Annotated in this window: 14 protein-coding genes, 1 pseudogene and 1 other annotated feature; of the genes and pseudogenes, 10 read left to right on the top strand and 5 right to left on the bottom strand. The window is 34.7% G+C overall.

The annotated features are described in order from the left end of the window. Positions 1-13: 13 nt before the first annotated feature. Positions 14-475, bottom strand: a complete 462-nt coding sequence (locus tag MHH42_RS25445; RefSeq protein WP_000735064.1) for a L,D-transpeptidase — start codon at positions 473-475, stop codon at positions 14-16. A 30-nt stretch (positions 476-505) separates the two neighbouring features. Then, a complete protein-coding gene (locus MHH42_RS25440; RefSeq protein ID WP_000388765.1) occupies positions 506-949 on the bottom strand; it encodes a DUF3978 family protein in 444 nt (147 codons plus the stop codon). 414 nt (positions 950-1,363) lie between these two features. Between MHH42_RS25440 and MHH42_RS25435 the strand changes: the two genes are divergently transcribed. After that, entirely contained in the window at positions 1,364-1,978 is a 615-nt protein-coding gene (locus tag MHH42_RS25435) for a DedA family protein (protein WP_000455364.1), read from the top strand. A 154-nt stretch (positions 1,979-2,132) separates the two neighbouring features. Here MHH42_RS25435 and MHH42_RS25430 read toward each other — a convergent pair. Further along, positions 2,133-2,924 (bottom strand): annotated as a pseudogene (locus MHH42_RS25430) (hypothetical protein). Positions 2,925-3,088: 164 nt separating this feature from the next. Between MHH42_RS25430 and MHH42_RS25425 the strand changes: the two are divergent. From MHH42_RS25425 to MHH42_RS25410, 4 genes are all read left to right on the top strand, one after another. Further along, entirely contained in the window at positions 3,089-3,310 is a 222-nt protein-coding gene (locus MHH42_RS25425) for a helix-turn-helix transcriptional regulator (protein ID WP_000776158.1), read from the top strand. After that, a complete protein-coding gene (locus MHH42_RS25420) occupies positions 3,300-4,007 on the top strand; it encodes a DUF3169 family protein (protein ID WP_070173907.1) in 708 nt (235 codons plus the stop codon). Before MHH42_RS25425 ends, MHH42_RS25420 begins: the two co-directional genes overlap by 11 nt. 42 nt (positions 4,008-4,049) lie before the next feature. After that, positions 4,050-5,102: a site-2 protease family protein gene (locus MHH42_RS25415; protein WP_002093078.1), complete on the top strand. Its 1,053-nt coding sequence runs from the start codon at positions 4,050-4,052 to the stop codon at positions 5,100-5,102. Between the two features lie 96 nt (positions 5,103-5,198). Continuing rightward, positions 5,199-5,339 carry a DUF3985 family protein gene (locus MHH42_RS25410; RefSeq protein ID WP_000404759.1) on the top strand — a complete coding sequence of 47 codons (141 nt, stop codon included), beginning with the start codon at positions 5,199-5,201 and terminating at the stop codon, positions 5,337-5,339. A 257-nt stretch (positions 5,340-5,596) separates the two neighbouring features. Here the strand turns inward: MHH42_RS25410 and MHH42_RS25405 are convergent, their stop codons facing one another. Next, on the bottom strand, positions 5,597-5,983 hold the full coding sequence (locus MHH42_RS25405) for a DUF3938 domain-containing protein (protein WP_001077779.1): 387 nt from the start codon (positions 5,981-5,983) through the stop codon (positions 5,597-5,599). Between the two features lie 339 nt (positions 5,984-6,322). Then, entirely contained in the window at positions 6,323-7,216 is an 894-nt protein-coding gene (locus MHH42_RS25400) for a YitT family protein (RefSeq protein ID WP_000530041.1), read from the bottom strand. A 277-nt stretch (positions 7,217-7,493) separates the two neighbouring features. Here MHH42_RS25400 and MHH42_RS25395 point away from each other — a divergent pair, with 277 nt between their 5' ends. The 5 genes from MHH42_RS25395 to MHH42_RS25375 all read left to right on the top strand — a co-directional run bounded on the left by MHH42_RS25395 (position 7,494) and on the right by MHH42_RS25375 (position 12,712). Beyond that, positions 7,494-7,778, top strand: coding sequence for a hypothetical protein (locus MHH42_RS25395; protein ID WP_000394928.1), 285 nt, complete (start codon positions 7,494-7,496; stop codon positions 7,776-7,778). A 28-nt stretch (positions 7,779-7,806) separates the two neighbouring features. Then, complete coding sequence (gene yidC, locus MHH42_RS25390; protein WP_000920530.1) at positions 7,807-8,589, top strand: membrane protein insertase YidC; 783 nt, start codon at positions 7,807-7,809, stop codon at positions 8,587-8,589. 129 nt (positions 8,590-8,718) lie between these two features. Next, positions 8,719-9,534 carry a hypothetical protein gene (locus MHH42_RS25385; protein WP_097837631.1) on the top strand — a complete coding sequence of 272 codons (816 nt, stop codon included), beginning with the start codon at positions 8,719-8,721 and terminating at the stop codon, positions 9,532-9,534. A 273-nt stretch (positions 9,535-9,807) separates the two neighbouring features. Further along, positions 9,808-10,044 (top strand) — a binding site (T-box leader). Positions 10,045-10,109: 65 nt separating this feature from the next. Further along, positions 10,110-11,420: an APC family permease gene (locus MHH42_RS25380; RefSeq protein ID WP_000546326.1), complete on the top strand. Its 1,311-nt coding sequence runs from the start codon at positions 10,110-10,112 to the stop codon at positions 11,418-11,420. A gap of 107 nt (positions 11,421-11,527) precedes the next feature. After that, a complete protein-coding gene (locus MHH42_RS25375; RefSeq protein ID WP_002060232.1) occupies positions 11,528-12,712 on the top strand; it encodes an MFS transporter in 1,185 nt (394 codons plus the stop codon). Positions 12,713-12,770 lie beyond the last annotated feature (58 nt).

Genomic DNA, 12,770 nt, shown 5'->3' with positions numbered 1-12,770 from the left:
TCTTGTTCTTAGGTTAATTTACAGTGACAGTAGCTTGCTGCTGAATGCGCTCAAATAACCAGTGAATATCATTGTTAAACATACGAATACAACCAAGTGTTGTTGCTTTCCCGATTGCTTGATTATTGTTAGTTCCATGAATCGCATACGTTGTTCCGTAAGTTCCTGCCATATTTAATCCGAGCCAGCGGTCCCCAAGTGGATTACGTGGATCGCCGCCTTTAATTTTTCCTGTATAGTAAGGACGGTTTTTAATTTTATTTACAATTTGAAAAGTACCCTTAGGTGTAGGTGTTGCTGCTTTTCCAGTAGCGACAGTGAAACTTTTTATGAATTTTCCATTTTGATAATAATCCATTTTATTTAGTTGTGTGTTTACGATAAGCTGATCTTTCGTTGTAGCTGCTTCTGCAGTAGTGAATGGAAGAGTTAAAAATCCTAATGATAATAGCGCACTTAATAATAATTTTTTCATTATATTCTCCTTTTACTTCTTGTAGTAGTCTTACATACAATGAATTTGTAATCCTCGTAATGCTTGATTAACATTTTCATCTAATGTTTCAAAGAAGGTAGTAATCTTTGGATTGCATTTGTTGTTTTTATCAATAAGTAATCTTTCGTTTAATAAAAGCTCACCATGTAGTCCAAAACTTTGAACTTGAATATTTAGTTCATCTTCAGTTTCAGAAATAATTGGTAAGAAATAGTGAAAAGCTTTCGTTGGAATGATGTAGCTTTTGCCAATCATGCTTTCTGGATTTGAATTCACCCATTTTCTAGTGACAATCTTAATGTTCTTTTTTGAAACGATAAAAGACAGCGTAGTAGATTTTGTTAAACTTACGTCAAATTCATTTGTTTCACATATTTGTAAATTAAAAACGGTTTCATTTTGATGAGATTCAACATTCGTATTAATAAAATCGTGCATTTTATAAGCTTCCATTTCTTATTCACCCTTTTTTCAATTTCGAAAAGCGACTTATATTTATTCAATTTAATGTTTAGTCATATATTAGCTAAATTTTTCAACAAATTCCGATATAATCTTACAATACGTATATGAAGCTAATATGAAGTTCGTATGAGTTTGTGGTGGTTTTTTATAGAGAACAAAATAAGATAGTTTTTTAGTGTTAAAAATTGGATAAAAAATGTATATTAATGGATTTCATTCGCGTGATATATAGTTGTTAGCTTGTTTTTAAATGCTAATAGATATAAGTAAATAGAGAACAAAAAAATTTAGTGTGAGCCTTACAAAAATGTAATAAAAATGTAAGCTATTGTGATAGTTATTTCGACATTTTTTTTATACAATAATAGTAAGAAGTTGTACGTGACTGAAAGGAGAGATGACATGGAATGGGTTCATGAATTATTTCAGCAATACGGGTATTATGTTGTACTTGTCGGGTTGCTGTTAGAATATATTGCGCTTCCGTTTCCGGGAGAGCCAACATTAGCATATGCGGGATTTTTAGCACAGAAGGGTGATTTAAGTTTACCAATTTTAATTATCTTATCCTTTATTGGGACAAGTGTAGGAATGACGATTCAATACTTTTTAGGAAATAAATTAGGTATGCCTTTCGTTCAAAAATATGGGAAATACGTATTTTTAACACAAAGAAAAATCGACTTAACAAGAATGTGGTTTGATAAGTATGGGTACTTCCTGATCTTTATCGGTTTCTTTATTCCTGGTGTACGCCATTTTACAGGATACTTTGCAGGAATTATTAATCTACCATTCCGTCGTTTTGCGATTACAATTTATTCAGGTGCTCTGTTTTGGGTGTCATTCTTCTTAATCGGTGGTTATTGGTTAGGTGGAAACTTACATGATATTTTTGGGGTGTTAGAAGGTCATATTGGTAAAATCATTTTTGGAGTTATCGTAATCGTAGCAATTACGCTAGGCATTCGTTTCCGTAAACAGTTAAAACGAGTATTGTTACAAAACGCAAGTTAATATGGAATCCATTCTATGTCAAAATTTAGGAAGGCGGTGCAAAAGCACTGCCTTTTTTATTTTATCCCGCTATTTGTCGGGCTGCCCGTAAAAGTCCGATTGGTGAGGGTTGATAATCAGTGGGGGATGAACAAAACCCCCACTGATTAAAGTTTCATTTTATGTTCCAATCTATTTTTAACTTTCCTTTTAGCTGATTTCCGCTAACTATAATGTAATAAGTTCCTGTCTTAATTGCCGCGAACTGGTATGTATTAGGTCCAGCTGGAGCTAAATAATTTTCTTCCTCTTGAAATTCACTAGCCATTTTTATGTCCCCCATGTAGCCATTCGAATTTTCAGCTCGTGATTCAATGGTGAATTCTAATATGTCCCCTCGTTTTAGTTCAATTGGGACTTTATGTTTACCACTAAAATGTTGAAAAGATGCTTCGAAAGAGTTATCTGTTTTTGTTTCGACCCATTATTCTTTTGATGTTCCAAACCTTTCTAAATCTACTAAGTTAATTGTGATAAATATAATAAACACAATGCTTGGTACGAAATATTGTAGCCACTTAAATTTTGTTGCTATAACTGTACATAAATAGAAAGAAAGAGAACATAATGCACCAATTGATCCGAGGAACAAGAACTGTATTAGACTAGCTTCTTTAAATGTTAGGAAGGGAAGAAAAAATAAATAGCCGCAAAAAATATAAAGTAATAATGTCTTCAGTCTTGTATGTGTTTTTAATTTCAATTTATCGATGCAAATAGAACAAAAAAATGCATATGCAGCAAGAATAGGAACGAAGGGAACATATAGCAGTTCTCGTAATCCAGCTAAGAAACTATATAATGTTTGTTGACTAGTTGTTAAGAGAAGCGTGCTAATAAGTAATAATAATAGGAAAGTCGCTGTAAGCTTAGTAAGAATATAGGAAAAAGTAGATGTTTTATTCATATGTCACTTCCTTTGTTTAATATTTCACATTCATTATATAGGTTATTTTCATCATAATACATCCTTATTTTTGTCAATTATTATAGTCGTAATGACAATTATAATTGACAAAAATAAGGATATTATTTACAATTTTAATTAAATAAATGAAAAAGAGGGAAGATATGAAGCTTCAAAATCGAGTGAGGGAATTGCGAGCAAAGCATCGTTTATCACAAGGGGATTTAGGGAAAGCGATTGGCTCATCACGGCAAACGATTAGTTTAATTGAGCGTGGGGATTATGCACCATCTATTGTATTGTCGTTAAAAATCGCAAAAATTTTCAATGTACCGGTGGAGGAAATATTCACGTTAGTGGAGGGGGAAGAGGACGATGAAGAGTAAACGAAAAAAACAATTTGATTTTGTGGGGAAAATAGCATTAAGTATGATGGGTGGTTTTTTAATATCTTATATAGCTTTAGATTTACTCTCGGATGAACCGAGAAAATTATCATCTAATCTATTTATAGGTGTATGTACTATTTTTGGAATTTTAATGATGTACTACACTTGGAAGAATACACGTATGTTAGCGGAAGCACGCGATGAAGAAGAGAGCGTACAAGGCAGAAAATTAGGCATTATAAGTATATATTTACGTGTAGGTGATATAGTTACGCAGGCATGGTTTGTATATGCAGTTATTACATGTAGACGTGCACTGGTGCAGGATACAAATGTTTCATTTGCGGTGTGGAATTTAGTAGCTTCTATTGTCTGTTTAACTACTGTAGTGATTATCGGGCTCATAACAAAAAATCGTTATAATAAGCTATATCCTGAACAAGGTGTTACATATATGGAATCTATGAAAATGTGGACGAAAAACGCAGATGAAGGATTAAAACACATTGTGCATGAGGCTGGATATAAAGCGTATGAATTTACGAATACAATATTAGCATATGTATGGTGGGCTGCCGTTATATATACAGCGGCTAGTAATATCGATTTTGTATTGATTGGCTTAATCTCATTTATTTGGATATTGCATCTCGGAAAATTCATGTACGAAATGCAGAGGAAAATGATTTATTAAGGAGAGAAAAGAGTGGATATTTTAAGAAGGCCAGCTAGTTCAATGACGGCGGCGCTAGTTTTGTCCATTTTATACGGAGTAATCCGAACTGGAAAATTAGAAGTAATGTTGAATATATGGGCAGTATTTGGAATTGTATTATTAGTGTTAGCCATTCATGAGCTAGGGCACGTACTATTTGGCTTGATAGGTGGTTTGAATTTTAAATTTATGACAGTAGGACCTATCACTGTTCAAAAGGAAAAAGGGAAATTACGCATTCGAGAAAATAAATTATGGGCGTACTTTGGTGGCGTGGTGATGTTAGCGCCGTCTTCTATAGAGACACCGAACCTTTCAAAGAAATGGGCATGGATGACTTTAGGTGGGCCAATTATGAGTTTACTATTCGGTATTACTTCAGGTTACATATATATGGTGAGTTATTATCAATATCTTTTATATTTTTCCGTTTTCCACTTTGTGATTTTTGCAGTTACAATCGTGCCGATAAAAGGAACGCTTCTGAGTGATGGTATGCAATTTCTCATTTTAATTAAAGATGATGAAAAAGCTAAGCAGCATTTATATACGATTCAAATATCGAGTGAGTTATTTAGTTATAAAAGACCGAAAGATTGGGATGAGAGATTAGTAGAACTTAGTGAGGAAAAATTAAAAGAGGATAAAAGTATAAGAGAGATAATGAGCGGACTTATGCTCGTCTTTTATGCCCGAGCTGATCAAAGGGGAATGGAAAGAGCAATACCGTATATAGAACAAATTGTTCAACTATCTGTAACGAAGGAAAATAAATTTTTCGTTAGTAGTTTTCATAGTTGGTATCTTTTATATAAAGCTCTTTATCAGATAAATAGCCTTTCTCTGCAAGAAGCAAAGGAACATGCAAAGGCCATTACCAAAATGGATTTAAACGGATATTACCGTACACAAGGAATTATTAAATATTTAGAGGACGATATGGAAGCTTCCCGCACTTATATGAAGAAAGCTGATAAAGAATTGGAGAGTGCTGAGAAGAGTGGAATGGGATATTTACAAGTAGAGAGAGAATGGTTTGAGCAGCTACAGGCGAGGGTATCTTACGATGGGTGAGGTATCCTCTTTTTTATATGTCATCTTATAACGTTCCATAAACAGCCTAGGACGAGTAAAATAAGATAAGAAGAGCAAAGCTTGGAGGAAGTAAATATGGAAATTTTATCAATTGTTTTGATAGTCTTGCTCATTTATGTTGTTTTTAAAGTAGCATATGTAGCATTAAAGATACTCGCGATCCTATTAATTATCTTTTTAATCGTAGAGTTCGGCAGTAAGTTGCTTGGGGGATAGGGTATGTTGTGTGTTTCAAGTGTCGAAGGTTGTCGTTAAATCGATATCTTGTGTCGAATCGTCGATATAATGAAAAAATCGTTGATATAAGTGGAGAAACGATCGATATATTTGAAAAATCGTTGATATATTTAAGTGAATACTAAGTGGGGTATATGGAAAAGAAGTTGCCGTGGAGGTAACTTCTTTTTATTTTGGTGATGGAGTATGAACAGGAAAGAATAGCAAACAAAAAAGCCGGAAGATATTCTTCCAGCTTACGAGTTACTTTCAATTTGACGACCATTTTCTTCTTCAGTGTCTTGTAAAAGATTGAATACATCTGCTAGGCAGAATGCGATAAACCAAGTCCATAGACCGTGGAAGAAAGCAGAGCTTAATTGAAGTGGTAATGTATAGTTTGTCATTGAGTAGGAAATACATCCACCAACGATTCCGATCATTGTTAATAACATTGTTTTTTGAGCATTTTCTTCTGGATTGAAGAGGAAATAAATGTATCCGCCTAAAATTGAAGCGCTTACAAGTGTTTCGATTCCATTAAAAATGATATTCTCTCCAAGCTGAGTGTTTGTCCAGAAGCAAATCACACCGCCGATAATGGCAAACAGGACAGCTATTGTATATCGTATATATTGATTCATATGTTCATCTCCTTATGTAATAAGATGATTTGGAAGTCAAAAAGGTAGGTATAGTATATTGAAGTGAATTTTAGTTGTACGTATCTTTTTATAAAAAGATTAGTGAAGAATAACTAAGATGATCGGTTTTTAAACCGTTACGTGTATGGTGACTGAAATATACCCGACTTCTCGTTTCTTTTTGTTTGTAAAATATGAGAAACTTCCAAGTCTATATACTCTTTTTTTGTGAGTCTGTTTTCATTATAACACATTTAGGGACACAATAATAGAATTATCTGATTTTGTAATAAGTGTAAAAAATAAAAAGCGCAAGGAATGTTAGTTCCTTGCGCTTTTTTATATGCGTTTGAAACGGCCGACAATTTCAACTGTTTCAGTAATGTTCATGAATGCTTTGTTATCCACTTGACGGATAATACGTTTCATTTCGCCTAACTCATATCGAGTCACGACAGTGTAAATCATTTTTTTCTTATGGTTTGTATAGCCGCCGACAGCATCTACCATTGTCACACCGCGTATGCCGTGATGTAATAGTGCGCTTTTTATTTCCTCACCTTTTTCTGTAACTGTCATTATCGTTAATTTAATATGTTTTGTATGCACGGCATCAATTACTTTGCTGACTACAAACCGGCTAATTAACGTATAAAGCGTAATATCCCATCCGAAAATAAATCCTGCTGCAACAAGTAAGATCAAGTTGAATCCAAAGATGATTGCTCCAATCGAAATATCTCGATGTTTTGCTACAATCAATCCAACGACATCAAAACCACCTGTTGAAGAAGCAAATCGGAATATGATTCCTGAAGCTGCTCCGCAAATTACACCACCGAATACAGAAGAAAGTAAAATATCGTCTGAAACTTGATGTACTGGGATAATGTTCATCGCTAAAGATGATACAGCTACAAAATACGCTGTTAAAAAGGTTGTCTTCTTGCCTAAGTAAAAGTGACTTAAAATAAGAAGAGGAATGTTTAGTAAAAAGATAAGTGCACCGATATTGTAATGCATTAAATAACCGATAATCATCCCTACACCAGCAAATCCACCGCTAATCATATTATGCGGGATAAAAAACATGTTCATAGAAATTGCATACAAAATAGAAGCTATGAAAATAACAACCAACTGTATCATAAATTCTAAGTGAAATGTTTTAGCTGCTGGGAAAGATAAAAAGGCGGTGTCGGGAACGTAATCGGCGTCTCCTAGTTGACCCATAGTATGTTTCATCTCCATATTCATTTTTGATTACAAGAAGAGAATAAAGGTTTTTTCAAAAACTGGCAATAGTTTTATTATAATGCAAAAATTTTATAAATTTCTAATAAATCAAGCCTATTCATTGATGTGCGTGAATATACTAAAGAAAGCGAATACAATGTTTCTTAATTATTGTTTTCTTGAGAAAATATGCAAAATACTTTTTTTGAAAATAAAAGGAAATAGAGAATATTTGCCCGATGTGCTAAAATGAGCTTATTAAGGATGTGAAGCGATGGAATTTTTATTGCAGGATGCAATTCTATATATATCGTTTGTAACAACGGCGCTTTGTTTATTAGAAGTTTTCTTCCTTGCCAATGTTTCTCGCTTTGTGCGTCAGCAAGCATCGAGCGGTAAACAAAGAGCTTTTGCGTTAGTTGATACATGTGAAGATAGTGCAGGAAATGTAACGCTATTTTCTATTTTTTATAAATATGGAATGATTCGTTCTGTTCGCAGACAAGAATCAAGTGAAGAGAATGACGAGGTCGGTCCGTATACACCAATGTTTCGCTAAATAATTACGAAACATTGGAGGAATGAACATGTTAAAATCATATCGAGCTGTGCTCGTTAGTTTATCATTATTACTTGTTTTTGTTTTATCTGGTTGCAGTAATGCGGCCCCAATTGATGCACATAGTACTGGGATTTGGGATCATTACTTTGTATATCCAATCTCGTTTATGATTCAATTTGTTGCTCATCATATACCTGGAGCTAGCTTCGGGATTGCGATCATTATCATGACGCTCGTTATTCGTTCAGCAATGATTCCATTAGCTGTTTCACAATACCGTAGCCAAGCGAAAATGAAAAAAATGCAACCTGAATTGCAGAAGCTAAAGAAAAAATACGGTGATGTAAGCAAAGATCTTGAAAAACAAAAGCAGTATCAAAAAGAAATGTCAGAACTAATGAAATCAGGCGGTTGGAATCCACTTGCTGGTTGTTGGCCAATTTTTATACAAATGCCGATTTTCTCTGCTTTGTATTATGCGATTAGCCGAACAGAAGAGATTCGCACATCTTCATTTTTATGGGTGAACTTAGGACATGCAGATCCATATCATATATTACCGATTATTGCAGCGTTAACGACATTTATTCAGATGAAAGTTTTCCAATCTAATATCACACCTGGAGAACAAGTACAAATGCTAAAAATGCAGCAAATTATGATGCCAGCAATGATTCTATTTATGGGATTTGCGGCGCCATCAGGTCTTGTACTGTATTGGATTACAGGTAACCTATTTACAATGACACAAACAATTGTATTAAGAAAAATAATGGAACGTGAAGAATTACAATTACAAAAAGCTTAGAACAACGCCGCTCGTGATGAGCGGTGTTTTTTTGTTAAGTCGTTAAGGGAATTTTAAGAAACCAATATTACTATAGGCATTGTATACGAAAGTGTACATGCTTTAGAAATATGAAGGAGGAAATTTCCTATGAAGAAGAAAACAGTTGGGTATTTAGCAATTGCAGGTGCTTTATCATTTGGAATTATAGGAGGAGTGGGTGTACCAGCATTTGCGGCAACGAATACTCCAGCAACGGATCAGCCTACAAAAACGGTGAAGAAAGATTTAGATGACGCTACAAAACAAAAAGTGAAAACAATTATGGACGATACAAAGAAACAATTAGAGGAGCTAGGTGTAAAGCTTCCAGAGAAAGAAAAACGTAAAGATATGCTTGCGGGATTAGATGATCAAACGAAAGAAAAAGCAAAATCAATTTTAGAGCAAGAGAAATCTGGGAAGTTAACACATGAACAAGCGCAAGAAGAATTAACAAAGCTAGGTGTGAAATTGCCGGAGAAGGGTAAACACAAGGATATGTTTGCAGGATTAGATGATCAGGCGAAAGAAAAAGCAAAGTCAATTTTAGAGCAAGAGAAATCCGGAAAATTAACACGTGAACAAGCAAAAGAAGAATTAACAAAGCTAGGCGTGAAATTGCCAGAGAAGGGTAAACATAAGGATATGTTTGCAGGATTAGATGATCAGGCGAAAGAAAAAGCGAAATCGATTTTAGAGCAAGAGAAATCTGGAAAATTAACACGTGAACAAGCAAAAGAAGAATTAACAAAGTTAGGCGTGAAACTTCCAGAGAAAGAGAAGCATGAAGACATCTTCGCGGGATTAGATGAAGCAACAAAGGCAAAAGCAAAAGCAGTTCTAGAAAATGAAAAGAAACAATTAGAGGAATTAAATGTGAATCTTCCACATCATAAATTTTTTATGAAAAAAGAAGATAAATAATTGAGTTATGTATCTTTCGTGTGGGCAACCGGAAGGTACATATGTGAGGAGGTTTTCTTTGGAAAGCCTCCTCTTACTTATTGTCGTTTTTTGTTGGGAAATCGTTCATATAATTTTTTATCGCTACACTGTTTCAAAGATATGAGGCAATTAGAGAAAATAAATAGCTTCTGTTATAATATAAGAAGAGAAATATTTCTTATGTTATATAAAAAATATATTGATTTTTTCTAACAATTCAATATAATGAACAATAACTACAAAATTCGACATCAAGAAGTGATGATGAGGACATGATCAATTTTTTACGATTCTCAGAGAGGGAAGCCTTTGGCTGTGAGCTTCCTAGTACGGGAAAATAGATTACCACCTCTGAACTGCAGCAGTGAACGGATACCTAGTAATTGCTTGCCGGCAAAAACCGTTATTTAGACTTGAGAAATTGGTGAAGTATGTCACTTTGCGAATTGAAACAAGGGTGGAACCACGAATATAACACTCGTCCCTTTTTTAGGGAGGAGTGTTTTTTTATTTCATTTTTGCATCACACTAGGATTGGAAGGAGGATACGCAGCATGCATCATGATGAGAAAAACAAAATTGGTTTAACAGTAGCGCTTTCTATCGTAGTAGGGACTATCATTGGATCTGGTGTGTTTATGAAACCAGGGAGCGTATTAGATTACTCAGGGAGTTCTAATATGGCTATTCTTGCTTGGGTAATTGGTGGTCTGTTGACACTAGCAAGTGGTTTAACAGTAGCTGAAATTGGAGCGCAAATCCCGAAAAATGGTGGGTTGTATACGTATTTAGAGGAGATTTACGGAAGTTTTTGGGGGTATTTATCAGGCTGGATGCAAACGATTGTGTATGGCCCAGCTATTATTGGAACGTTAGGGTTGTATTTTAGTTCTTTAATGATCAATTTTTTCTATTTAGATAAAGTATGGAATTTACCAATCGCAATTGGTACCGTTGTGTTCCTAGGCGTTGTAAATAGTATGGGAACAAAATATGGAGGTATCGTCCAAACGGTTACGACAATAGGGAAGATGATTCCGATCATTTTAATTGTTGTATTAGGCTTTTGGAAAGGAAATAGTGATATTTTTAACGTAGTAGTGCCGATATCAGAAAATCAAAGTATAGGTATGGCAATTTTAGCAACTTTATTTGCTTATGACGGTTGGATTTTACTCGCTTCCATCGGCGGAGAAATGAAGAATCCAACAAAGTTATTACCGAAGGCAATGACAGTTGGTATTTTAATTGTAACTGCTGCTTACGTATTAATTAACTTGGCGTTACTGAATGTATTACCAGCAACACAAATTGTAGACCTTGGAGAAAATGCAACAGCGACAGCTGCAGGCATGCTACTTGGAGAATATGGCGGAAAAATTATTAGTATCGGTATTATCGTTTCTATTTTCGGTTGTTTAAATGGAAAGATTTTAACGTTCCCACGTATCCCGATGTCGATGGCAGAACGTGGACAACTTCCATTTGCTAAGTTTATTGCAAAGGAAAGTCCAAGATTTAAAACACCAGCAAATGCGATTACTGTTGAAATCATTTTAGGAATTATTTTAATGATTATTAGTGATCCAAATAAGCTATCTGAGATTTCCGTATTCATTATTTATATTTTCTATGTAATGACGTTTATTGGTGTCTTCATTTTAAGAAAGCGTAATAAGAATAAAGAGCGTGCATATAGTGTACCTTTATTCCCAATCGTACCAATCGTAGCGATTTTAGGTTCGTTCTTTGTAATTGGTAGTGCAATTATCAATGATCCGGTAAGTTGTTTCTTATCAATTGGAATTGTCTTTACGGGACTTCCGGTGTATTGGTATTTAAATAAGAAGAAAGAAACTGAATGATGGAGGGGTAGGTGTATAATGCGCCTACCTTTTTTATTGTAAAAAAATTGTACTTGCTTACAGTTTCTATCTTGGTTACTATAATAGTAGTAACCAAGATAGAAAGCGTGGGGAAAGACTTGAATTTTCGTGTATATATTTTAGCTATTGCGGCTTTCGTAGTCGGAACGGTTGAGCTAATTATAGGAGGAACGCTTGATTTAGTTGCCAATGATTTAGGAGTATCTATTAGCGCAGCTGGTCAGCTTATAACAATATTTTCAGTAGTATTTGCTTTATCAGGTCCAGTTTTATTAGCGGTAACAGGAAAGTTTGAAAGAAAAACATTATACATTGGGGCATTATCAATTTTCTTAATCGGAAATATTATTTCAGCATTTAGTGTAAATTACGAAATGTTAATGTTCTCAAGGGTAATTTGTGCGGCAAGTGGTTCATTAATTATTGCGCTATCTGTAACACTTGCTTCTAGCGTTGTAGAACCGCATTTTCGTGCGCGTGCAATTGGAATTATTTTCATGGGGATTAGCGGCTCGCTCGTACTTGGGGTACCACTTGGTCTTGTACTCGGAAATGCATACGGATGGCGTGCGCCATTTGTATTCATTTCGATATTAACTGTTATGGCGATCGCTTGTATCTCATTGTTCTTAACAAAAGTTCCACCGACATCGGTATTATCAATAAGAGAACAAATTGCTACGTTGAAAGATAAAAAAATTGTGAGTGCACAGTTAACATCATTTTTATTTTTAACAGGTCATTTAACACTGTATGCATACTTAACACCATTTTTAAAAGATGTGATGCATGTGGAAGCGAACTGGATTAGTGTGTTTTACTTTATTTTCGGAATCGCAGCGGTACTTGGAGGCGGCCTTGGGGGCTTGCTTGCTGATAAATGGGGATCGAAGAAAAGTATTATTTCCATCATTATCGTATTTGCATGTGCAATCTTTATGTTGCCAATGATGACATTTTCATTCCCGCTCTTCATTATTATGATGGGACTTTGGAGTATGCTGAGCTGGGCTATTTCACCAGCACAACAAAATTACTTAATTGAAATTGCACCAGAATCAGCTGGTATTCAGCAAAGTTTAAATAACTCTGCCCTTCACTTAGGAATTGCGCTCGGTTCAACAGTAGGCGGAGTTGTTATTGAAAAATCATCTGTTATATATAACGCTTGGGTAGGCGGAGGTTTTATTATATTGGCACTGCTTTGTGCGATTTTCTCCATTACGAGAGGACGTTCTACTCAGTTTGTGAAAGAAGAATCTATCGTTTGATAGGTTCTTTTTTTATTTGTAAAAAATGGAAGGGGTTAGTAGAAAAATGAAGAAGGTA

The organism is Bacillus sp. FSL L8-0099, from assembly GCF_038006385.1.
Lineage (GTDB): Bacteria > Bacillota > Bacilli > Bacillales > Bacillaceae_G > Bacillus_A > Bacillus_A toyonensis.
This window is presented reverse-complemented; position numbering and strand designations above follow the sequence as displayed.